At 67.9% G+C, this 20,472-nt stretch carries 21 protein-coding genes and 1 pseudogene; 10 read left to right on the plus strand and 12 right to left on the minus strand.

Annotated features, from left to right (window positions below; translation table 11 throughout):
- Together I0Q12_RS08945 and I0Q12_RS08950 are read right to left on the minus strand one after the other, a co-directional pair.
- Window positions 1-456, minus strand: a 456-nt coding sequence (locus tag I0Q12_RS08945) for an FAD-binding oxidoreductase (protein WP_197251591.1), incomplete at its 3' end; no start/stop codon positions are given.
- 50 nt (window positions 457-506) lie between these two features.
- Window positions 507-884 carry a VOC family protein gene (locus tag I0Q12_RS08950; protein WP_197251592.1) on the minus strand — a complete coding sequence of 126 codons (378 nt, stop codon included), beginning with the start codon at window positions 882-884 and terminating at the stop codon, window positions 507-509.
- Here I0Q12_RS08950 and I0Q12_RS08955 point away from each other — a divergent pair.
- The gene (locus I0Q12_RS08955; protein ID WP_269437587.1) at window positions 883-1,428 is read left to right on the plus strand and encodes a GtrA family protein; all 546 of its coding nucleotides are present in this window, start codon (window positions 883-885) and stop codon (window positions 1,426-1,428) included. The two genes, I0Q12_RS08950 and I0Q12_RS08955, sit on opposite strands and share 2 nt — an antisense overlap.
- A gap of 24 nt (window positions 1,429-1,452) precedes the next feature.
- Here the strand turns inward: I0Q12_RS08955 and I0Q12_RS08960 are convergent, their stop codons facing one another.
- The 3 genes from I0Q12_RS08960 to rfbA are packed head-to-tail and all read right to left on the minus strand — an operon-like array spanning window position 1,453 to window position 3,385.
- Window positions 1,453-1,926, minus strand: a complete 474-nt coding sequence (locus I0Q12_RS08960) for a GtrA family protein (RefSeq protein WP_197251593.1) — start codon at window positions 1,924-1,926, stop codon at window positions 1,453-1,455.
- Window positions 1,923-2,510 (minus strand): dTDP-4-dehydrorhamnose 3,5-epimerase, encoded by a 588-nt coding sequence (rfbC, locus tag I0Q12_RS08965; RefSeq protein ID WP_197251594.1) that lies wholly within the window; start codon window positions 2,508-2,510, stop codon window positions 1,923-1,925. The genes I0Q12_RS08960 and rfbC overlap by 4 nt, the downstream gene beginning before the upstream one ends.
- A 2-nt stretch (window positions 2,511-2,512) precedes the next feature.
- On the minus strand, window positions 2,513-3,385 hold the full coding sequence (gene rfbA / locus I0Q12_RS08970) for a glucose-1-phosphate thymidylyltransferase RfbA (protein WP_197251595.1): 873 nt from the start codon (window positions 3,383-3,385) through the stop codon (window positions 2,513-2,515).
- A gap of 65 nt (window positions 3,386-3,450) precedes the next feature.
- Here rfbA and rfbB point away from each other — a divergent pair, with 65 nt between their 5' ends.
- The gene (rfbB, locus tag I0Q12_RS08975; protein WP_197251596.1) at window positions 3,451-4,467 is read left to right on the plus strand and encodes a dTDP-glucose 4,6-dehydratase; all 1,017 of its coding nucleotides are present in this window, start codon (window positions 3,451-3,453) and stop codon (window positions 4,465-4,467) included.
- On the opposite strand, the gene I0Q12_RS08980 is transcribed toward rfbB, so the two are convergent.
- Both I0Q12_RS08980 and I0Q12_RS08985 read right to left on the minus strand, forming a co-directional pair.
- Window positions 4,425-5,393 (minus strand): NAD(P)-dependent oxidoreductase, encoded by a 969-nt coding sequence (locus tag I0Q12_RS08980; RefSeq protein ID WP_197251597.1) that lies wholly within the window; start codon window positions 5,391-5,393, stop codon window positions 4,425-4,427. The two genes, rfbB and I0Q12_RS08980, sit on opposite strands and share 43 nt — an antisense overlap.
- 2 nt (window positions 5,394-5,395) lie before the next feature.
- The gene (locus I0Q12_RS08985) at window positions 5,396-6,397 is read right to left on the minus strand and encodes a glycosyltransferase (RefSeq protein ID WP_197251612.1); all 1,002 of its coding nucleotides are present in this window, start codon (window positions 6,395-6,397) and stop codon (window positions 5,396-5,398) included.
- A 156-nt stretch (window positions 6,398-6,553) separates the two neighbouring features.
- Between I0Q12_RS08985 and I0Q12_RS08990 the strand changes: the two genes are divergently transcribed.
- On the plus strand, window positions 6,554-7,393 hold the full coding sequence (locus I0Q12_RS08990; protein WP_197251598.1) for a glycosyltransferase family 2 protein: 840 nt from the start codon (window positions 6,554-6,556) through the stop codon (window positions 7,391-7,393).
- 6 nt (window positions 7,394-7,399) lie between these two features.
- On the opposite strand, the gene I0Q12_RS08995 is transcribed toward I0Q12_RS08990, so the two are convergent.
- Window positions 7,400-9,637 (minus strand): hypothetical protein, encoded by a 2,238-nt coding sequence (locus I0Q12_RS08995; RefSeq protein ID WP_197251599.1) that lies wholly within the window; start codon window positions 9,635-9,637, stop codon window positions 7,400-7,402.
- A 194-nt stretch (window positions 9,638-9,831) separates the two neighbouring features.
- On the opposite strand from I0Q12_RS08995, the gene I0Q12_RS09000 reads away from it, so the two are divergent.
- Both I0Q12_RS09000 and I0Q12_RS09005 read left to right on the plus strand, forming a co-directional pair.
- Window positions 9,832-11,733 (plus strand): glycosyltransferase, encoded by a 1,902-nt coding sequence (locus tag I0Q12_RS09000; protein ID WP_197251600.1) that lies wholly within the window; start codon window positions 9,832-9,834, stop codon window positions 11,731-11,733.
- A 3-nt stretch (window positions 11,734-11,736) separates the two neighbouring features.
- Window positions 11,737-13,248: a glycosyltransferase family 39 protein gene (locus I0Q12_RS09005; protein ID WP_197251601.1), complete on the plus strand. Its 1,512-nt coding sequence runs from the start codon at window positions 11,737-11,739 to the stop codon at window positions 13,246-13,248.
- A gap of 18 nt (window positions 13,249-13,266) precedes the next feature.
- Here I0Q12_RS09005 and I0Q12_RS09010 read toward each other — a convergent pair whose 3' ends face one another.
- Together I0Q12_RS09010 and I0Q12_RS09015 are read right to left on the minus strand one after the other, a co-directional pair.
- Entirely contained in the window at window positions 13,267-14,115 is an 849-nt protein-coding gene (locus I0Q12_RS09010) for an ABC transporter permease (protein ID WP_248673812.1), read from the minus strand.
- Window positions 14,116-14,168: 53 nt separating this feature from the next.
- Window positions 14,169-14,732 carry a TetR/AcrR family transcriptional regulator gene (locus I0Q12_RS09015; protein WP_197251603.1) on the minus strand — a complete coding sequence of 188 codons (564 nt, stop codon included), beginning with the start codon at window positions 14,730-14,732 and terminating at the stop codon, window positions 14,169-14,171.
- Between the two features lie 88 nt (window positions 14,733-14,820).
- Here I0Q12_RS09015 and I0Q12_RS09020 point away from each other — a divergent pair, with 88 nt between their 5' ends.
- From I0Q12_RS09020 to I0Q12_RS09040, 5 genes are all read left to right on the plus strand, one after another.
- Complete coding sequence (locus I0Q12_RS09020; protein ID WP_197251604.1) at window positions 14,821-15,267, plus strand: DUF1772 domain-containing protein; 447 nt, start codon at window positions 14,821-14,823, stop codon at window positions 15,265-15,267.
- Between the two features lie 75 nt (window positions 15,268-15,342).
- Window positions 15,343-15,960, plus strand: a complete 618-nt coding sequence (locus I0Q12_RS09025; protein WP_197251605.1) for a hypothetical protein — start codon at window positions 15,343-15,345, stop codon at window positions 15,958-15,960.
- Window positions 15,961-16,149: 189 nt separating this feature from the next.
- Window positions 16,150-17,460: a TerD family protein gene (locus I0Q12_RS09030; RefSeq protein WP_197251606.1), complete on the plus strand. Its 1,311-nt coding sequence runs from the start codon at window positions 16,150-16,152 to the stop codon at window positions 17,458-17,460.
- Between the two features lie 371 nt (window positions 17,461-17,831).
- Window positions 17,832-18,158 carry a hypothetical protein gene (locus I0Q12_RS09035; RefSeq protein WP_197251607.1) on the plus strand — a complete coding sequence of 109 codons (327 nt, stop codon included), beginning with the start codon at window positions 17,832-17,834 and terminating at the stop codon, window positions 18,156-18,158.
- A gap of 210 nt (window positions 18,159-18,368) precedes the next feature.
- Window positions 18,369-18,581, plus strand: a complete 213-nt coding sequence (locus tag I0Q12_RS09040) for a molybdopterin-binding protein (protein WP_197251608.1) — start codon at window positions 18,369-18,371, stop codon at window positions 18,579-18,581.
- Between the two features lie 235 nt (window positions 18,582-18,816).
- On the opposite strand, the gene I0Q12_RS09050 is transcribed toward I0Q12_RS09040, so the two are convergent.
- Entirely contained in the window at window positions 18,817-19,500 is a 684-nt protein-coding gene (locus tag I0Q12_RS09050) for a PDDEXK nuclease domain-containing protein (protein WP_307846137.1), read from the minus strand.
- A pseudogene (locus I0Q12_RS34845) lies at window positions 19,475-20,287 on the minus strand (DUF1016 N-terminal domain-containing protein); the annotation flags it as partial. The gene I0Q12_RS09050 and the pseudogene I0Q12_RS34845, both read right to left, overlap by 26 nt.
- Window positions 20,288-20,472: the final 185 nt, after the last annotated feature.

Genomic DNA, 20,472 nt, shown 5'->3' on the forward strand with positions numbered 1-20,472 from the left:
CGCGCTGTGGTGGTTCTTGCCGTGGATGTCGGAGCCGATGGCGCCACCGATCGTGACCTGCCGGGTGCCCGGCAGCACCGGAACCCACAGGCCGAACGGCAGCGCGGCCTTCATCAGCTGGTCGAGGGTCACGCCCCCGTCCACGGTGACGAGCCGGGAGTCCCGGTCGATCGTGTGGATCTTGTTCAGCGCCGTCATGTCGACGACGAGGCCACCGGCGTTCTGCGCGGGGTCGCCGTAGGAGCGGCCGAGGCCACGGGCGATGACGCCGCGACGCAGGTGCGCCGGCTTCGACTCGTTCTGCTCCGCGACCCGGGCGACCGCTGCGGCGATCAGCTCGACGTCGGGGGTGGACAGCACTTCCGCGGTGGTCGGCGCAGTGCGCCCCCAGCCGGTCAGAGTGCGGGTCTGGGTTGGGAGCGGCGCAGTCGCCTGCTCTGCAGCTGTCGTGGACATCGGCATAGAGGCTACCCGCGCGTCTGGGCAGGTCCGCAAGATGCCGTTTGTCACCCGCCGTACGGTCGCGTGATGATCTCGAGGCTGTGACCGTCCGGATCGTTCCAATACACGCCGCGCCCGCCGTCGTGCGTATTGATTTCGCCGGACCGTCGGTGCATCGGATCGGCCCAGTACTCGAGGCCGCGTTCGCGGATGCGTCCGAAGATCGCGTCGAAGTCGGATTCGCCGACGAGGAAGGCGTAGTGCTGGGGCCGGACGGGCCCGCTGTCGCTCATGAAGTCCAGCGAGACGTCGTTGTCGACCTGCACGACCAGGAACGGGCCGAACGGTTTCGGGGCGGCGAGCCCGAGGATGTCGGCCAAGAACCGGGCCGAGGCGTCGCGGTCGCTGGCGTGGACGATGGTGTGGTTCAGTTCGACGGCCATGCCCCGATCGTGCAACCTCGAGTCGGCTCGAGGTCAAGGCTCGCGTGACCTGGGCGTTATTCTCGACGTCGTGCCCGAAACCCACGACGTGTCCGAGCCCGAGCACCGGGCACCCCTGCCGGTCGAGATTCCCGTCACCGAGAACATCGCGGACGAAGCTCTCGACCTGAAGACCCAGATCGTGCGGTTCGTGCTCACCGGCGGGCTGTCGGCGATCGTCGACTACGGCCTGTACGTGCTGCTCATGGCGCTCGGCGTCACCCGCGACCTCGCGAAGGCGATCTCCTTCGTCGCCGGCACGACGACCGCCTACCTGATCAACCGCCGCTGGACGTTCAAGGCGGAACCGAGCCGCGCGCGGTTCGTCGCGGTGGTGATCCTGTACGCGGTCACGTTCCTCGCGCAGGTCGGGATCAACCGTCTGCTCAACGAGTCGCTGCCCGACCAGTGGTGGCGTATCCCGTTCGCGTTCGTCGTCGCGCAGGGCACGGCGACGGTGATCAACTTCGTGGTGCAGCGCGCGGTGATCTTCCGCATCCGCTGATCGGCCGGCAGTCGGCCCTGCCGCTCAGCCGCGCTTGGCCCGGCGGAAGGAGAAGTCCCGGTAGCCGAAGAAACTCGCGGTCGCGGTCACGAGGGTGATCACGATCTGCGACGGGATCGGCGGGAACCCGAGCACCGAGACGGCCACGGTCATCAGGGCGAGGTTCAGCAGGAACGCGCTCAGGTTGACCGTCACGAACCGCCACAGGTCCCGCAGCACGTGTCCGCGCACCCGGAACACCAGGTAGCGGTAGGTCGAGAAGGCACACAGGACGTTCGACGCGTAGCCCGCGACGATCGCGAAGTGGTAACCGAGGGTGTCGCCGACGGCGAGCTGCCAGACGATGAACCACGCGGTGCCCAGCGCGGTGTTGAACGCGCCGACCAGCAAAAACGCCACCGCCTGGTTCCGGAACAGGCGCATGAGCGGGCCGGGCGCCCCCGACATCCCGCCGGGTGCGCGGACAGGATCGGGAGCGGACACCGGCTTCGCACTCACCCCTGGAACCGCGGCAGCGAACCCGCCGCGACCGCGTCGGCCAGCGACGGGGCCGCCTGGTCCTTCGCCGAGAGTTCGTAGCGCAGCGGTTGTCCGTCGCGGCCCGTGGTGGGCCAGTCGATGCCGATCTGCGGGTCGAAGGGGTTGATCTCGTGTTCGCGCTCGGGGTTGTAGGTGGTCGAGCACAGGTAGGCGACGGTCGAGCCGTCGGCGAGGGAGCAGAAGGCGTGGCCGAGACCTTCGGTCAGGAAGATCGCGCGGCGGTCGACGTCGTCGAGCAGGACCGCGTCCCACTGTCCGAAGGTGGGGGAGCCGACGCGCAGGTCGACGGCGACGTCGAGCACCGCCCCGGCGACGCAGGTGACGTATTTTGCCTGGCCCGGCGGGACGTCGGCGTAGTGGATGCCGCGCAGCACCCCGGCGGCGGAGACCGAGCAGTTGGCCTGCGCCAGCTCGAGTGGGCGACCGGCGGCGTCGGTGAAGGTGGGTTGCTTGAACCACTCGTAGAACACGCCGCGGTCGTCGCCGAACTGGCGAGGGGTGATCTCCCAGGCCCCGGGGATCTTCAGTTCGCGGTAGTGCACCGTCAGTTTCCTTCCCGGTCGAGCAGGTCGAGCAGATAGCTGCCGTAGCCGGACTTGACCAGCGGCGCGGCCAGGGCGCGCAGGTCGTCGTCGGTGATGAAACCGAGTCGCCACGCGACTTCTTCGGGGGCGCCGATCTTGAGGCCCTGGCGTTGCTCGATGGTACGGACGAAGTTGCCGGCGTCGAGCAGTGAGTCGAAGGTGCCGGTGTCGAGCCAGGCGGTGCCGCGGGGGAGTACCTCGACCTGGAGCCGGCCGGCCTCGAGGTAGGTGCGGTTGATGTCGGTGATCTCGTATTCGCCGCGGTCCGACGGACGCAGGCCGCGGGCGATCTCGACGACGTCGTTGTCGTAGAAGTACAGACCCGGAACCGCGAAGTTCGACTTCGGGGTGGCGGGCTTCTCCTCGAGCGACAGCGCCCGGCCGTCGGCGTCGAACTCGATCACGCCGTAGGCACTGGGGTCGGAGACGCGGTAGGCGAACACCGCACCGCCGTCGAGGTCGGCGAAGCGGGTGAGCTGGGTGCCGAGCCGGGGGCCGTAGAAGATGTTGTCGCCGAGGACCAGGGCGGCGCCGCCGTTGCCGATGTGGTCGGCGCCGAGGACGAACGCCTGGGCCAGGCCATTCGGTTCCGGCTGGACCTTGTAGGTCAGGTTCACCCCGTAGCGGGAGCCGTCGCCGAGCAGCCGCTGGAACTGCGGCGCATCCTCGGGGGTCGTGATGATCAGGATGTCGCGGATCCCGGCGAGCATCAGCGTCGACAGCGGGTAGTAGATCATCGGTTTGTCGTAGACCGGAACGAGCTGCTTGCTCACTCCCAGCGTGATCGGATGGAGCCGAGACCCGGTGCCGCCGGCGAGAATGATTCCGCGCATGAGGGACAGTCTCCCATCCCGGGGCGGACGCGAACCAACGAGCGCGCCCCCGGTAGGGTTGCCGCATGCGGCTGCTCGTCACCGGCGGTGCCGGATTCATCGGCGCGAACTTCGTGCACCAAACCGTCGCCGAACGCCCCGACGCGCAGGTGACGGTGCTCGACAAGCTCACCTACGCCGGCAACCGCGCCTCCCTTGACCCGGTCGCCGACCGGATCCGTTTCGTGCAGGGCGACGTCGCCGACGCGGACCTCGTGGATGCGCTGGTGGCCGAGTCGGACCTGGTGGTGCACTTCGCCGCCGAATCGCACAACGACAACTCCCTCGCCGATCCGTCGCCGTTCGTGCAGACCAATCTGATCGGCACGTTCACCCTGCTCGAGGCGGTGCGCCGGCACTCGGTGCGCTACCACCACATCTCCACCGACGAGGTGTACGGCGACCTCGAACTCGACGACCCGGCGCGGTTCACCGAGGCCACCGCCTACAACCCGTCGAGCCCGTACTCCTCTACCAAGGCGGGCTCGGACCTGCTGGTCCGGGCGTGGGTGCGCTCGTTCGGGGTGGCCGCGACCATCTCGAACTGCTCGAACAACTACGGGCCCTATCAGCACGTGGAGAAGTTCATTCCGCGGCAGATCACCAACGTCATCGACGGCGTCCGGCCCAAGCTGTACGGCACCGGGGAGAACGTGCGGGACTGGATCCACGTCGACGACCACAACCGCGCGGTGTGGACGATCATCGACAAGGGCGAGATCGGGCAGACCTACCTGATCGGAGCGGACGGGGAGACGAACAACCGCACCGTCGTCGAGACCGTGCTCGAGCTGTGCGGCAAGGACCGTACCGACTTCGATTTCGTCACCGACCGGCCCGGCCACGACCTGCGCTACGCCATCGACGCGACCCGGCTGCGCACCGAACTCGGCTGGGAACCGCGCTACCGCAACTTCCGCGAGGGTCTGGCCGCAACCATCGACTGGTACCGCAGCCACGAGGACTGGTGGCGTCCGCAGAAGGACGCGACCGAACAGGCCTACGCCCGCTCCGGCGAGCGCACACTCGGCCGCGCCGACTGACCCATCGCGCGTCGCGTCGACTCCAGCGTCGCGGCGATCCCGGCCGGCAGCGGCCGATGGCTGCGACGGTCCAGCTCCGGCCACACCACCGACCGTAACCGCAGGTCCCGGCCCTGCACCGACGCGAGCGGCGACGACGCCAGCACCACATTGGGGCGACGCCGGAACACCGTGCGGCAGGCGCCGAGGATCGCGCCGATCGTCACCGACCGGCCCGACGCGAAGATCTTGATGCTGACCCCGCCCGGTTCGGCCTCCGCCCGGTCCAGCGCGTCGGCCACCATTTCTCCCGCGTCGGCGACGAACAGGTAGTCCCGCAGGGTGTCCATCGAGACGTAGATCGAGACCGGCGTCCCGGTGAGATAGCCGCGGCACAGGTGCGAGATGAGTCCCTGCGGTTTGTCCAGGTTCTGGCCCGGCCCGTACAGGTTCGCGAAGCGCCCGATCACGGCGGTCGCGCCGGTCTCGCGGGCGAAATCCGCGATGACGGCCTCGGCGGCCAGCTTGGCGTGTCCGTACGGACCGAGCGGGGCCGTGGGGGTGTGCTCGGAGTGCGGCGCGCCCGTCGCGGCCGCGTACACCCCACCCGCCGACGACGCGTGGAACACCGTCCCGTTCTCGGCGCTGCCGCCGGACGCGCGGGCGAGGCCGTCGAGCACGTCGCGGAGCAGGTCGTTCTCGGCCGCGAAGGCTTCCGGAGTCGTCCCGTTCACGCCCGCACCGGCGCACCACGCGACCCGCCACCGTCCGCCCCGGGTGCTCCGGACGAACCGGTCCGCATCGGCCAGCAGCACGGATCGGGCCTGCTCCGACTCTTCCCACGGCACCGTGCTCGTCGTCACCGGGACGTCGCGGCGACGCAATTCGCGGGTCACCCACGAACCGAGCAGTCCTCCGCTTCCGACGACCCAGGTCGGTGCCGGCACGGTTACCCGCTCCGGAAGGATTCGAGGTCGGGATAGCGCTGGGTGCGGCCCAGCGGGCCGGCCTCGGGATCGCTGACGATCAGATAGGGCGGCTTGCCCATCGCCGTCTTCACCGCCACCCCGACGTACTCGGCGATCACCCCGAGGGAGAACAGCACGGCCCCGAATCCGAGCAGCAGGATGACCGTCGTCGACGCCCAGCCCTGCACCGGGATGCGGTTGCCGAAGAACAGGGAGGACACCAGTACCCACACCGCCCACAGGAAACCGCCGGTGGCCAGGACCACGCCGAGCAGGCTCACCATGCGCAGGCCCTTGGTTCCGCTCGACAGCACCATCCGCCAGAAATGCGAGAGCAGGGTGCGCAGCCGGTAGCCGGAAGCCCGACCTTGCTCTTCGCGCAGCTCGACCGGGCTGGTGGTCACCTTCCCCGCGATCCAGCCGAGCGCGACGTCGAGGTAGGCCTCCGACCCCGCGTAGGCAGCGAGGGACCGTCCCACCTCGCCCAGCACCAGGCGGAAACTCTGATAGTCGGTGCTGTCGGACACGGCCAGCGCCCGGGACAGGAACCACTTGGATCCCCGGGACGCCGCGTTCCGCAGCGCGCCGTGCGGCGCCGGATTCGTCGGTTTCGCGTACACGACGGTCGCGCCCTCGTCGAGCGCGGTGTCGAGCAGGCCACCGATCGCGGCCGGGTCGTGCTGGCCGTCCTCGTCGAGCGTGACGATCCACTCGCCGCCGCTCGACGCCATGCCCGCGAGGGTCGCCGGATGCTGGCCGAAGTTCCGGCTGAGCCACACCCCCGCGACGAACGGGTACTTCGTGGACAGTTCGCGGATGACACGAGCCGAGTCGTCGGGGCCGTTGTCGTGGACGAGCAGGACCTCCTCGACGACCATGGGTCGACCGCCGGGGGTCAGCGTGACCTCGGTCCACGGAACGATCTGCTCGAGCAACGTACCGAGGGTGTGTTCGCCCTGGTAGACCGGCACGACAATCGACACGCGGTGTGGCGTGCCCGTCGGCGCCGGGTTGTCGCTGCTCACAATTCGGCAGTTTATACGTCGGGTGGGGCAGTTTCCGGGCACGAACCGTACCGATGTACGGTGTCGCCGTCCACCGGCCTGCCCGCGCGGGCCCCACAGAGAACGGGATGAGCAGTGACGAGGCCGAAACTCTCCGTCGTGATTCCGGCCTACAACAACGCGCCGTTCATCGAGGCCACGGTCGAGTCCGTGCTCGCCCAGGACTTCGGGGATTTCGAGCTGATCATCGCCGACCACAGTTCCCCCGACGGCACCGCCGACCTGCTCCGCAAATACGAGGACGACGCGCGCGTGACCCTGCTGTCGACCCCCGCGGGCGGCGGCGCTCCCCGGAATTGGCAGCGCGTGACCGCCGAGGCCACGGGGGAGTACGTCAAGCTGGTGTGCGGCGACGACCTGCTCTATCCGGGTGCCCTCTCGGCCCAGGTGGCGGCGCTGGATGCGCATCCGTCGGCGGTGGCGGTGGCGTCGCAGCGGGACATTCTCGACGCGCGCGGCGAGAAGATGATCGCCGGACGCGGGCTCCAGGGACTGTCGGGCCTGGTGCCGGGTGCCGAGGCGATCCGGCGCACGGTGCGGCTCGGCACCAACGTGTTCGGTGAGCCCATGTGCGTGACGATGCGGCGCGACGTTCTCGAACGGGCCGGCGGATGGGACGGCCGCTTCCCGTACCTCATCGACATGGCCTCCTACTCGAAGGTGCTGTTCCACGGCGATCTGTACGCGCTGCGGCAGGTCGTCGGCGGGTTCCGGGTCAGCGCCGGTCAGTGGAGCGTGGCGCTCGTCGCCGAGCAGGCCCGGCAGGCGAAGGCCTATCACCGGTGGGTGGCCGAACAGCTGCCCGGCGGGCTGCGGGCGGCCGACGTGTGGCAAGGAAATCGTCGCGCCGAACTCTCCGCGCTGCAGCGGCGGGTGTTCTACACCCTGTTCCGGTCGCGTCTCACCCCCCTGTAGCGGCCACTACCCGGTAGCGGCCGCGACCCGCGCCTGGGCTTCTTCCGCGTGTTCCTTCCGGGTCTTCCGCCGGTCCCGCAGGTACAGCAGTTCCATGACCGCGGCGCCGGCGATGCCCAGGCCCAGTCCGACGAATCCGATTCCCTGTCCCGGCGGGGTCCACCTCACGACGAGGTCCCCGGCCTCGGTGCCGGCGGGAATGTCCACGGCCAGGAACATCTCGTCCACCGACCGCGCTTCCAGCGGCCGGCCGTCCAGCGTGACCGTGTAGCCGGGCCAGTTCAGGCGGGCGAAGACGACGCGACCGCCGTCTGCCGAATCGACGCGGACCCGGCTCGTCGCGTAGTCCTCGACCACCGAGGTCGCGGTGACTCCCTCGGTGAAGGAGATGCGCCCGTTCCGGCCGCTGATCGGCCCGTCGATCCGCTCGAGGATCACCGCGTCGACGGCATCCGCGGACCCGGGCGGGGACTGCACCCACCGCCAGCCGGGCGGTGCCGGCTCCGAGTCGGCGTCCGGGTACTGCCGGCGCTGGAGCACCACCCGATCCACGAGCATGAGGTCCACGTAGGTCCGGCCGGTGCTCGGCTCGGTGGCGAAGGCTGCGGCGAACGCGTCGGCGCAACTCGATCCGTCGTGCCGCATGCACAGGTGGAAGGCGAATTCCTCGAAGCCGATGGGGGTGTAGGCGTTGACGTAGGTCTCGTCGAGGGACTTGGCGAAGTTGCCGAACACGAGGGACCGATAGACGCCCTCCGGGTTCGCCGTCCACGACAGCACCAGGGTGCGGTCGCCGAGTTGCAGCGTGGTCCCCGGCCGGTCCGGGAAGTTCGCCTTCGCGACCGACTGCCGGGCCGGCAGATCCCACGCGAGCGGGTGCGGGGTCGTCGACGCCACCTGGAAGTACACGACCGGCAGGGCCGAGAGCAGCAAGATCGTCGTCACCACCCACTCGCCGGCGTGGCGCGCGGTCCACAGGACGAGGGCCCCGACGAGGAGGACGGCGGCGGCCCAGAGCACGTGACGATTCATGAACTCCGGGGACGAGGACCCGGAGCGCAGCGTCATCACCAGCACGAGCGTGGCCGCCGCGCCCGCTCGGGCCGGGAGGTTGCGGAGCGTGCCGTGGCGGCTGACCAGCACGCACACCACGACGAGTGCCGCGAGGGCGAACATCGGCAGCAGCCGCGCCGGCCAGCGCAACGGCCCCATCACGCTGGGTCCCGCGGTCGCGATCAGCATCGCGGCGAGGAAGATCAGCGCGCCCGCGAGGCTGCGCACCGAGCGGTGCACGGCTTTCCAGTCCACGAAGGCGAGCGCCGGGACGGCGAACCAGGCGATGTAGGTGACGGGGAACGGCTGCACTTCCCCGAACCAGGCTTCGATGGCGGGCAACGCCGAGGGAATGCCGGAGTTGAGGGTGTCCGACCAGGGTGCCGTGAGGAAGTTGTCGTTCTGGAAACCCTGGTCGGAACGCCAGGTCACGGAGCTGGACAGAACCCCGGGCAGATAGGTGATCAGTCCGCCCGCGGCGGCGCAGGCGGCGACGATCGCCAGTTTCAGCGACGGCCGCCACGACCGCCGATGGATGCGTTCGCCGATCACGAGGCAGCCGGTGAGGATCCCGGCGACGAGAGCGGGAAAGACGTAGCCGACGCTGATCGCGAGATAGAGGAAGACGAATGCCGGCAGGGGACCGGATCGGCCGCGCAGGTAGCGCAGCGAACTCGCCCACGCCTGGGCCACCCAGGCGGAGCCGGTGAGGGCCGTGACCCAGGTCGCCTGGTCGAAGAACAGCGCGAATCCGGTGAAGGGAACCGCGGCGCCGGCCACCGCGGCCCAGGGCGCGCGGGCGCCGTACTCCAGGCAGATCCGGTACACGCCGAGCGCCAGCAGGACGGAGAACGCCCACTTCACACCCGTCGCGAGCAGCACCATGTTGTCGACCGACGGTGAGATCAGGTTGACGAGCATCTGCGGCGGATTCCAGAGCCCGCCCTGACCCTCGACCGGGTAGTTGCCCGCCATCCACTGTTCGGGCACGAGACTCGGGAACTGCCCGGTCCGCAGGATCCTGCCGAGGAAGATCCAGTTCGGTACCGCACCCGATTCGGTGTCGTCGGTGTAGAACCACCGATCGTCGGCCGCCAGGATCACCAGGTAGGTGACCGTCACCATCGCCGTCACCACGGTGCCCCAGAGCCACCGCTGCCGTCGCGTCGTGAGCTCGACGGCGGACGTCACATGTGCTCCAGGGGTCGGACGGGGCTGGCCAGAGGCTCAGAATAACGCGGGGGTTCTCGGGAAATGCCCGACCCGGCGGGCGGCGATTCGCGGTCCGGTCTGCCGCTGCCAGGCACGTTGGTAGCCTTGGACAAGTTGTGTCCTGGGGGAAGACAAGGCTCTGAGAGCAAGGCTCTGAAAGGTATTCGGACGGAATGGACAAAGCCGAAATCGCTGCGATCGAACCGACAGGAGGGGTCGGCGACGCGGCCGACGGTTCGTCCGTCCTCGAGCGTCCTGCCGCCCGGCAGACCGCTCAGCGAGCGCTGTTTGCGGGGCCGTCCCCGCTGGTCAGCGACGACATGTACGTCACCGTCAAGGGGACCGTGGACCGCGAGCGGACCCGCGTGCGCCTCGGCCGCCGGAGCCGTATCGAAACGGACACCTACTTCGGCCGGTTCCCCGCCAGCTACTGGCAGCGCTGGACCGCGGTCACCGAGGTCGCGTTCGAAGCCGAGATCGACGGCGACGGCCGCATCGAACTGGTCGCCACCGACACCCTGGGCCGGCGACGGATCGTCGCCACCACCCCCCTGTCGTCGAAGGGCGCGCCCACCACGGTGACGGTGTCCACCCCGATCGACCGGTTCGTCGACGGTGGTGCCCTGTTCGCGCGGATCTCCACCGGCTCCGGTGAGCTGGTCGTCGAGAACGCCCGGTGGACGGTGCCCACACCGAAGACCCTGCGCAAGGCCGCGGTCGTCATCTGCACCTTCAACCGCGCCGACGACTGCGCGGCCACGCTGGCCGCCATGGCGAACGACCCGACGGCGATGGCCGACGTGCAGTCGATCCAGGTGGTCGACCAGGGCAACGACCGGGTGGAGACCCGGCCGGAGTTCCGGCGCGTCGCCTCCGAACTCGGCGACCGGCTCGTCTACATCACGCAGCCCAACCTGGGCGGTGCCGGCGGATTCACCCGTGGCCTGTACGAGGTCGCCGGGGCGTCGCGCAATCCCGGGGCCAACATCGTGTTCATGGACGACGACGTCCTGTGCGAACCGGAGGCGGTGGTCCGGCTCAACACGTTCGCGAACTGCACCGTCGAACCCGCGATCGTCGGCGCGCAGATGCTGTACCTGCTGCATCCCGACCGGGTCCACGTCGGTGCCGAGGTCGCGGACCTGCAGCGTCTCCAGGCCGGTATCGAGGTGCAGAACGCGTTCGCGGACAAGAGCACGCTCAAGAAGCAGCAGGAGATCCGCGTCGACGCCGGTTACAACGGCTGGTGGTCGTGCCTGATCCCGTCGGAGGTCGTCGAGAAGGTCGGCTACCCGCTGCCGTTGTTCTTCCAGTGGGACGACATCGAGTACGGCTACCGCTCGCGGGCGAACGGTGTCGCGACCGTCACGCTGCCCGGCGCCGCGGTGTGGCACGCGGATTTCGCGTGGAAGGACTGGGACGAGTGGCATCGCTACTTCAACCTCCGCAACGCCATGATCACCGCCGCGCTGCACACCGAACTCGACGGCAAGGCACTGGCCAAGCAGCTGCGGACCGACCTGTTCCGCTACCTCGTCTCCATGCAGTACGGCATGGCGTTCACCCTGATCAAGGCCATCGAGGACTTCCTGCGAGGACCGGAATTCCTGCGCGATGGGGGAATGGAGGCCGCGGCCGCCATCCGTCGTGAGCGCGCGGAGTACGGGGAGACCATCCGCCACAACGCGAACAACGTGCCGGACCTGCGTGCGGCCGACATGTTCATCACCCCGGCCGGACCGTTCCCGCGCAAGAGCCTCGAATGGGCGGTGCTGGCCAAGCGCGCCCTCAACCAGTGGCGTGGCACTCTTCCGGCCGATCCGGTCGCGATCCCGTCGTCGGACGCGCACTGGTGGCACGTCTCGCTGTTCTCGCACGCCGTGGTCACCGACGCCTCCCAGGAAGGTGTCCGCGTGCGCAAGCGGGACAAGAAGCGGGCCGTCGAACTGCTCCGGCGCGGTATGAGCGCGCTGCAGGCGCTGAAGAAGGAGACGCCTGCGGTGTCCCTGCGGTATCGCGAAGCCGCGCCGCAGCTCACCAGCCGCGAGAACTGGGCCCGCCTGTACGGGCAGTAGCCCATGGCCGATCGGACCACGGCGGGCGCGCGGGACGCTGTCCTCGTCGCACTGCTGGGTTCGATCGTCGCAGCGTGGGGGTCGTGGCGGCCCTCCTTCTGGTACGACGAGCTTGCCACCCTGTCGGTGGCGCAGCGCTCCCGCGTCGACCTGGACCGGGTGCTCGGCAACGTCGACGTCGTCCACGGCCTCTACTACGTGGCGATGCGGTACTGGTTCGCCGTGTTCGGGGCCTCGGAGTTCTCGGCACGGGTGCCGAGCGTCCTGGCCGTGGGCGCGGCGGCCGGCGGCGTCGTCGTGCTGGGCCGGAAACTCGGCGGCCGACGGCTGGGCGTGATCGCGGGTGTCGTCTTCCTCGTGCTCCCGCGCGTGACGTGGGCTGCGGTCGAGGCCCGCAGCTACGCCCCGTCCGCGGCCGCCGCCGTGTGGCTGACCGTGCTGCTCATCGTAGGGTGCGAGTCCGGCCGGGTCCGATGGTGGCTGCTCTACGCCGCCGTGCTGGCGCTGTCGGTGGTGCTGTTCGTGTACGCGATCGCGCTGGTACCGGCCCACCTGATCACCCTGGCGCTGCGGGGCGACCTGCGGCGTCGCGGGCTCGCGTGGCTGGGGGCGGTCGTCGCGGGCTCGGCTGTGGCCGTCCCGCTCGTGGCGGAGGCGTTCGCCCAGGCCGGGCAGACCACGTGGATTCCGCCGATCGACCGGAACCTGCCGCGGATCGCCTGGGAGTACCAGTGGTTCGTGGGCGCCCCCTGGTTCGCGGTGGCGTTCACGGTGTTGATCGTCGTGGGGCTCGTGGCGGCTCTACTACGACGCACGCGGGTACGGCGACACGGTGTTCTCGTGGTAGCCGTGCCGTGGATCGTCGTGCCGATGGCGATGCTCGTGACGTACTCGCTCGTCGCGTCCCCGGTCTACCTGGACCGGTACCTGACGTTCACGACCCCGGCGGTCGCGCTGATCGGTGCCGCTGCCGTCGCGGCCGTGGCCGTCCGGACGTGGGCGAGTGTCGCCGTCACCGGTGCGCTGGTGCTGCTGTCCGTGCCGTCGTTCGTCGCGCAGCGCGGCCAGTGGTCCGACCCGAGCGGCATGGACTTCAGCACGGTCAATCACGACGTCGCCGGTCGGCTGGCGCCCGGTGACTGCGTGCTGTTCGGGGGCGCCGCGTGGAATCCGGCGTCGCAGCGTCTGGTGATCACGGCCCGGCCGGAGACCTTCGCGGGCACCCGTGACCTGGGCCTGGGACGGACCGCCGCCGCGGAGGGCTGGCTGTGGGACGAGAACCTGCCGTTCCCGGCGGTCGCGGGGCAGCTGTCCACGTGCGAGGTGGTGTGGTTCTTCGCGGACGCCGAGCGGACGACCGAGCAGCGGATCTACCACACGTCGAACCAGTGGTGGACGCTCCCGCCGCACCGGTTCGAGTCGACGCCGGAGTACGCCGGGCTCGTGCAGGCCGGGTTCCGGATCGACGACCGCCGGCAGTTCGACGTCAGCCAGGTGATCCGTTTCGTGCGGTGACGTTCACCGCGGGTGCACTCAGACCCAGTAGGCGACGCGCGAGCGGTAGTTGCGCAGTACGACCAGCGCCAACGCCCAGCCGACGACGGTCACACCCAGCACGATCAGCCAGTGGTAGAGCTGCTGGTCGCCGCCGAGCAGCGGCGTGCGCACGATGTCGAGGAAGTGGTACAGCGGGTTGATCTCGGCGATCCGGGCGCGGCCCTCGTTGCCGGTGCCCTGGAGGGTCTTCTCCGTCCAGATGATCGGCGTCATGAAGAACAGCAGCTGCACGAGGCTGCCGAGCAGCGGCGCGATGTCGCGGTAGCGGGTCGCCAGGATGCCGAACACCAGCGACACCCACACCGCGTTGATCGCGATCAGGGCGAGGGCGGGGATCGCGAAGACCGCCGTCCACTTCAACGGCTGCGGATAGATGATCAGGATGACGAAGTAGATGACGATGTTGTGGGCGAACAAGATCATCTGCCGCCACACCAGCCGATACACGTGCACGCTCAGCGGCGTCGGCAGCTGTTTGATCAGGCCCTCGTTGGACATGAACACGTCCGCGCCCTCGAGGATGGATCCCTGGATCAGGTTCCAGATGATGAAGCCCAGCGTGACGTACGGCAGGAACTCGGCGAGGTCGAGGTTGAACAGCGTGCCGTAGAGCAGACCCATCGCGACCGCGGACACCGCGGTCGCGATCGTGATCCAGAACGGGCCGAGTACCGACCGCCGGTATCTCTGCTTGATGTCCTGCCATCCGAGGTGGAGCCACAGCTCACGATGGTTGAAACCTTCGCGAAGGTCCTTGAACGCACGCTTGAATGTGCGCGAGGACGATTCGATCGGGGCATCGTCGAGGACGGAAGGGGCAGACACGGGTACCGAGGGTACTCGGCGCGCGGGTGAGCCATCCCCGGCGAGGGCATCGTTCATGCTCCGGCGAAGCGTTCCACGAGCACGTCGATGCGCCGGGATGTGTCCTGCGCGGGGATGCGGCCCGAGCGGGTGAGGCCGACGAGGCCGTGCAGGGCGGCCCAGAAGACCTCGGTGAACAGCTCCGGATCGACCGCGCCGGACAGAGGTCGCAGAGTGTCGAGCAGGACCTGGAACGCGTCGCGCAGCGGTGCGGGAGTTTCGGCGTCGGCGAACTGCAGATCGGTGGTGAGCTCGAACATCGCCTCGTACACGGCGGGGTGGGCCTGTGCGAAAGCGAGGTAGGTGGTCGCCAGCGTGCGTGCCCCGGGCTCTTTGCGGACGGCTTCGGTGAGTTCGGCTCCGAGCTGGGTGAATCCGTCCAGCGCGACCGCTGTCACGATCTCGTCCTTGCCGCGGAAGTGGCTGTAGAGCACGGGCTGGCTGTATTCGATCTGCTCGGCCAGCCGCCGGGTGGTGACCGCGCCCCAGCCTTCGTCCTCGGCGAGCCGGCGGGCGGTCGAGATGATCAGGCGGTGACGGGCGGCTCTGTCGCGGGCTCTGCGTTCGTTGACCGGCATTGTCGAATTCTAGCATTGCTAGTTCTTGGATCAGTGCTAGTGTTGTCATCGACAGAAGAACTAGCACTGCTAGGTACTGGAGGTCCCCATGTTGGACACGGTTTCCGTCGTCACGGTTGTCGTCGTCGGTTTGCTGGTGGGGGTGGAGTTCGCGGTCGCGGTGTTCGTGAACCCGATGCTTGCGCGGCTCCCGGGCGACGGCGCACTCATCGCACGCAGTGACGGCGCCCGCGTGCTCGGTCGCGTCATGCCGTTCTGGTACATCGGGTCGACAATTCTCGGAGTGCTGTGGTCGATCCTCGCGTGGGGCGAGCCGCGCGCATCGCTGGTGATCGTGGCGACGGCCCTGCTGGTGCTCAGCGTGGTGATGTCCGTTGTGCTGCTCGTGCCGATCAACAATCGCGTGGCCGCGTGGGCAGGCGGGGGAGCGCCGGACGACTGGCAGGACCAGGTCGGCAAGTGGGATCGCTACCACTACGCGCGGGTCGGCGTTCTCGTCGGCGCGTTCGTCCTCCTGGTGGTCGCGCTCGCGTGACGTTCCGTCAGAATCGATAGCGGCGTCTATACAGTTCTGCTGGTCTCTACGAGCAGAACAAGGTGGTAGCGCCGAGTGAGTACCGGTCACGGCAACAGCGAGAACGAGTATCCCTCGGCATCCGAGGAGAACTTCCGCGAACTCGCGAGCGACGAGGACGTACTGATCATCTGCCTCGACCTCGTCGCGTTGTATCTGGACCTGGCCTTCGACGATCCGGCCTCCGGTGAAGTCGAGCGATGGACGCTGAGTTGTCTGCCGGCCACCGATCGAGGGCGACGGTTGTTCACGCTCAATATCGGACCGATGGAAGTTCTCCACGTCGAGAACCCATTCATCGAGGACCGGGATATCGACGTGTGGTCTGTGTCGGTGTATGTCTCCCGTTCGGCGCTCGAGAGTCGGACGGGAAAGACGTTCGACGAATTGACTTCGCAGTTTCCGAATCTGCGATTCCACCGCTCCCAGCTCGCATCGGCTGAGGGCGACGCCGTCGTCATCAGGATCAACCTGCTCGACGACGCCTCGAATGAACAGTTCGTGACACTCATCGATGATGCAGAGTTGGTCAGGCGCCTCGCCGACAGGTTGGTCGCCAAGGGGAAGGGGCCGTACGGCCGCTACCACAATCGGTGGTTTGCCCAGGCGGTCCTCGATCATTTGCGTGAGGCGTGGGACGAGGTGCCTGCGTAGTCCCATCGTCTCGACGAGTGATGTTGGGGTGCAATATATTTCGATCTGAAGGGCGAGGCTCGAACGGTCGAAAGGGCTACCGCCTGAGGTAGTCGCCGTAGGAGCGTGAAGCCACGGTGCAGGTTACGTTGTATGTGCTGCAGTCGACTTCGCTGCGGATGGGATGACGGCAGAAGCAGGAGATCGCGGATGAGTGCAGTGATCAAGGGGTCGAAGACCGACCTTGTCGATCTCGGATATGAGGTCGTGCTCGTCACCGGTGGTCCTGTGGGCGCGGTCGATCTCACCGCCGTACTCCTCACCGCCGAAGGACGGGTGCGATCGGACGAGGACTTCGTCTTCTTCAACAACCCGAAGGCCCCCGGCGTCCGGCTCACCTCCGACACGTCCGCGACCGTGGACCTGTCGGCTGTCCCCGCCGACATCCACCGAGTGCTCATCGCGGCGAGCACCGAAGCGCAGGGGCGGCGATTCGGTGACGTGCCCGGGCTCCGCGCGGAGATTCGGGGCGCTCGACAGACCATCGAGTTCACCCCGCCCGACCTGACCACCGAGACCGTTCTGCAGGTCGTCGCGTTCTATCGTCGCGGCGCGGGATGGCGTCTCGACGCGGTCGGTCAGGGCTATCAGGACGGTCTGGCGGCGTTCGCGACCGACCATGGGATCGTCGTCGACGAACCGGGATCTGCTCAGCCGCAATCTGAGTCGGCAACTGTGTCGGCTGTTGCGGCCCCGCCTCAGCCGGCAGCGCGCCCGATCTCGTTCGAGAAGGTTCAGGTCTCCCTTACGAAGGATTCGGCGTACAAGACCGCCCGGATCGACCTGCGTAAGTCCCAGGGCGATCCGAACTGGGTGCTCACCGTCGGCCTCGAATGGGACGGCCGTGGAGCCATCTACGACCGATCCGGGAACGTGAAGAAGTTCGGCGAGGGCGATCTCGACGTGTACTTCTACTGCCGCAACGAACACACCAACGAGTACCTCGTGATCAGCGGCGACCGCGGCCACCGCGGCGATCTCGGAACGTGGCCGTACATCCATCACTACGGCGACAGCAAGGGTCCGGGGCGCGGCAAGAAGCCTGCCGTCGAACAGGTTCGGGTGCTCCCCAACGAGAACGGGGATCTGCTCGTCAACATCTATCAGAGCGTCGACAACGGCACCGGCGCGATCGACACGTTCGGCCGGCCGCGCGTCGCGATCCGATACGGCCGGGCCGGCAAGGACGGGCTGCCGGGTCCGGACGCCGACGAGATTCTCGTGTACGTCGGGAACGGGAAGAACGCCTACTGGGCGACCGTCGCGCACATCGACGTGCAGGACGGTGTGCTGACCGTCGACGGCGAAACCCGTTACAGCAGAATCGGAAGCGAGCGCATGCCCGGGCTCGATTCGAAGGGCACCTGGGTACGGAGCCCGAAGGGTGGTCCCACGGGTCGGAGCAAGAAGCGCAACGGCGGCCGCGGTCTCGACCGTTACCAGGGGACGTGCCCACGATAGATTCGGACGCCCTGCGGGCGGCTGCTTTGAACCGGCCAGCACTTCTGGCCCCACGTCGGGTGGTGACGTGTGGCTTCGGCTGGACCCGGTCGTTCGTGCCGACCCGTGCGATCGGGTGCTCCGCCACCAGCTGCGGAGGCTGAAGATGCTGGTGCCCTGTCGGTTTCGGGTTCGGCTCCGTGACCGGAGACCCGCAGCGTCGATGCGCTGACGTCGGACTGCGGGAGGGTGCTGGGAGAAACGAGCCAAGAAAGAATCGACCTCGGGACGTCGATAAAGCGCCGCGCTACCGCGCGTTCTGGGAGGCCGTATCGGATACAGATCCGGCTCCACCATCCTTGACATGATCTTCGTTGTCGGCAAGGTGCTCTGTGCAGGTATGCGGCGCACGAATTGGCCGAAGGCCGAGGCCATCACGCGCCCGCATCTTCACCTACATCCCGAAGACCGGCTACGTCGGCGTCGGTGAAGTAACCAGCGAAGCCCAGCCAGCCGACGAGGAAATTCTCACCGTCTACGGGAACGAACTGCCGTCCCGCAGCCTTGAGCTGAGCAGGCCCTACCGCCATGAGATCCACGACGAGAAGGACGGTGAGGACTACAGAGGATGGGTCTTACCGGTCCGGTGGATCACGACCACCTTCACCCTCGCCGACCTTCCCTACATCATTCCGGCAACAGCTGGATTGTCCACCTGATCCACCCTGATTTGAGCTGTGCTGTTTGACGATCCTCAAACAGCACACCCGCAACACCCCGGCGCCCGATTGGCGTCCCGCGGTATCCGGCCATGTGCAGTGCAGCGTGCCGGCCGCCTTCTGTCGACCCGGTCGTCGTCCTTGACGGTGGGGTCGGCGCGCCCGTCGACCGTGCTCTGTGTGCCGGTGAGGCATTGAGGTCCACCTTCGATGCGTTTGTCCACCCGCAACCAGCTCACCGGCACGGTCACGGAGGTCACCGTCGGCGCCGTGATGGCAACTGTGAAGGTCAAGCTCGACGGCGGTGAGCAGATCGTGACCGCCCCGATCACCAAGGAGGCCGTCGACGAACTCGGTCTCGCGGCCGGAGTCGCAGCGACGGTGTTGGTCAAGTCCACCGAGGTCATGCTCGGGTTCGAATAGTCCCGCCGGCGACCGGGTCGGGCGCACCCCGGGTGCCTGTAATCCGGTGCAACCACAGCCGATCTGGTTGAATGCGGCCGTGAAGTCCGCACCGAAAGCAGCGTCCGGGGTCGTGTTCGACTGCGACGGACTGCTGACCGAAATCCTCATCGGGTATGCCCGATGCTCCACCGTGGGCCGTGATCTGCGGGCGCAGCGCACATCCCTCACACGCCTCGGCCGGTAGGCAGGATCCTTACGGGCGGGGGCTCAGTGTCCGGCACGTGTCCCGTGGCGACCGTCGTGGGCGGTGACTTCGAGGGCGACGCGGGTGAGGGTCTCTTCGGCGGGGAGAGCGGCCTGGGCGGATGCCGTCAGGTCGTATCGGGAAAACAGCGACAGGGTACCGGGTGCCGGCGAGGGCGTACCGGACGACGGTTTCGTTCTTCTCGGCCACGAGGAGCATGCCCACCGTCGGTTGGTGTATGTCGTGGAGCCGCAGTCGATCCTCGACCAGAGCAACGTAGAAGCCGAGTTGCCCGGCATCACGCGGGTCGAACTTCGTTGTCTTGAGCTCGATGACCACGTAGCGCAACTGCTCGACGTGGAAGAACAGCAGGTCGACGTAGAAGTCGTCCCCGTCGACGTCGAAATGCACCTGGCGACCGACGAATGCGAATCCCCGACCCAACTCGCGCAGCGTGTCGATGATCCGCGCGACCAGACGCTCCTCGAGTTCCCGCTCGCTCGCGTCGCCGCCGATCGCAAGGAATTCCAGCGCGAACGGATCCTTGGTGAGCTGCTGCGCCAGCTCGGAGTCCCGCTGTTCGAGCGCGGAGCCGCGCAGCACCCTGACGGTCGTGGAGGCGGGTGGTGATCTGATGAGCGAGCACTGAGCGTGACCACCCGTGCTCGACGTCCCGGGCGGCGTACCACTCACGCAGGTCCTGGTCGTCGAGCTTGTCGAGAAGTTCGGCGATGTGACCCCACGGCAATTGTCCAACGGGTCGTTGGATGATTGCTTCTTCGTCGGGCCATGCCTCGGCGAAGCGTCGCATGTAGAACAGGTTCGCTCGCGAGAAGCCCTTCATGGTGGGGAACTCGGCGCGTAGGTCCGCGGCGAGTCGGGACAGCACCTTGGTTCCCCAACGCTCGGTCTGCTGGCGATCCAAGATCGTGCGGCCGATCTGCCAGTAGAGGCCTATCAGCTCGGTGTTCACCTTCCGCTGCGCCTGATACCGCGCCTGGTGTACGCGGCGCTTGAGTTCCTCGAGCGTAGCGGCGTAGCCCGTGGGTTCGAGCTCTGCCATGCCTCGAGCATTGCACCCGCCTCCGACCAGTTCGTTCGAGGATCCCCGAGCCGGTACACCGCCATGGCGGCCAGGGACTTGACCCACGTGAGCCAGGACGGACTTCGGTCCTGATCGGACATGGCTGCTCGGAGATACCGACTGCTGCCGCGCGGACCGTGTACCGGGTCCGAGGCGATGGGCGTGCGGTGCGTGCATGGCGTGCACGCACCGAAGAGACATTGTGCGGTCGCGCTTGCAGATCCCGGCATGCCGACCGGGGTGGTCACAATCCGTCCAGCACGGCGAACAGGTCCCTCGAACAGGGTGTCGGCGGCTGTTCGATCTCGTCGAAGACCTCGGTGAGGTCCTCGAGGGTCTTGTGGTCGCGGCGCGCATTCCGGAGTGCCGACTACCAGTCGACCAGCCGTCCTTCATTCACTGGATGCAATCCCCGAGGGTGGCGTGATGCCGCCCTGGTACGCAGCCGCGACCGCTCTCGGAGTGCTGTGGTCGATCCTCGTGTGGGGCGAGCCGCGCGCATCGCTGGTGATCGTGGCGACGGCGCTGCTGGTGCTCAGCGTGGTGATGTCCGTTGTGCTGCTCGTGCCGATCAACAATCG

Source organism: Rhodococcus sp. CX, assembly GCF_015865005.1.
Taxonomy (GTDB): Bacteria; Actinomycetota; Actinomycetes; order Mycobacteriales; family Mycobacteriaceae; genus Rhodococcus.

Excerpts from the sequence above, each read along its gene's own strand:
- I0Q12_RS08955 (WP_269437587.1), top strand. The coding sequence starts at position 883 with ATGCCCCGATCGTGCAACCTCGAGTCGGCTCGAGGTCAAGGCTCGCGT.
- I0Q12_RS08950 (WP_197251592.1), bottom strand. The coding sequence starts at position 884 with ATGGCCGTCGAACTGAACCACACCATCGTCCACGCCAGCGACCGCGAC.
- rfbA (WP_197251595.1), bottom strand. The coding sequence starts at position 3,385 with ATGCGCGGAATCATTCTCGCCGGCGGCACCGGGTCTCGGCTCCATCCG.
- rfbB (WP_197251596.1), top strand. The coding sequence starts at position 3,451 with ATGCGGCTGCTCGTCACCGGCGGTGCCGGATTCATCGGCGCGAACTTC.
- I0Q12_RS09000 (WP_197251600.1), top strand. The coding sequence starts at position 9,832 with ATGGACAAAGCCGAAATCGCTGCGATCGAACCGACAGGAGGGGTCGGC.
- I0Q12_RS09005 (WP_197251601.1), top strand. The coding sequence starts at position 11,737 with ATGGCCGATCGGACCACGGCGGGCGCGCGGGACGCTGTCCTCGTCGCA.
- I0Q12_RS09015 (WP_197251603.1), bottom strand. The coding sequence starts at position 14,732 with ATGCCGGTCAACGAACGCAGAGCCCGCGACAGAGCCGCCCGTCACCGC.
- I0Q12_RS09020 (WP_197251604.1), top strand. The coding sequence starts at position 14,821 with ATGTTGGACACGGTTTCCGTCGTCACGGTTGTCGTCGTCGGTTTGCTG.
- I0Q12_RS09030 (WP_197251606.1), top strand. The coding sequence starts at position 16,150 with ATGAGTGCAGTGATCAAGGGGTCGAAGACCGACCTTGTCGATCTCGGA.
- I0Q12_RS09040 (WP_197251608.1), top strand. The coding sequence starts at position 18,369 with ATGCGTTTGTCCACCCGCAACCAGCTCACCGGCACGGTCACGGAGGTC.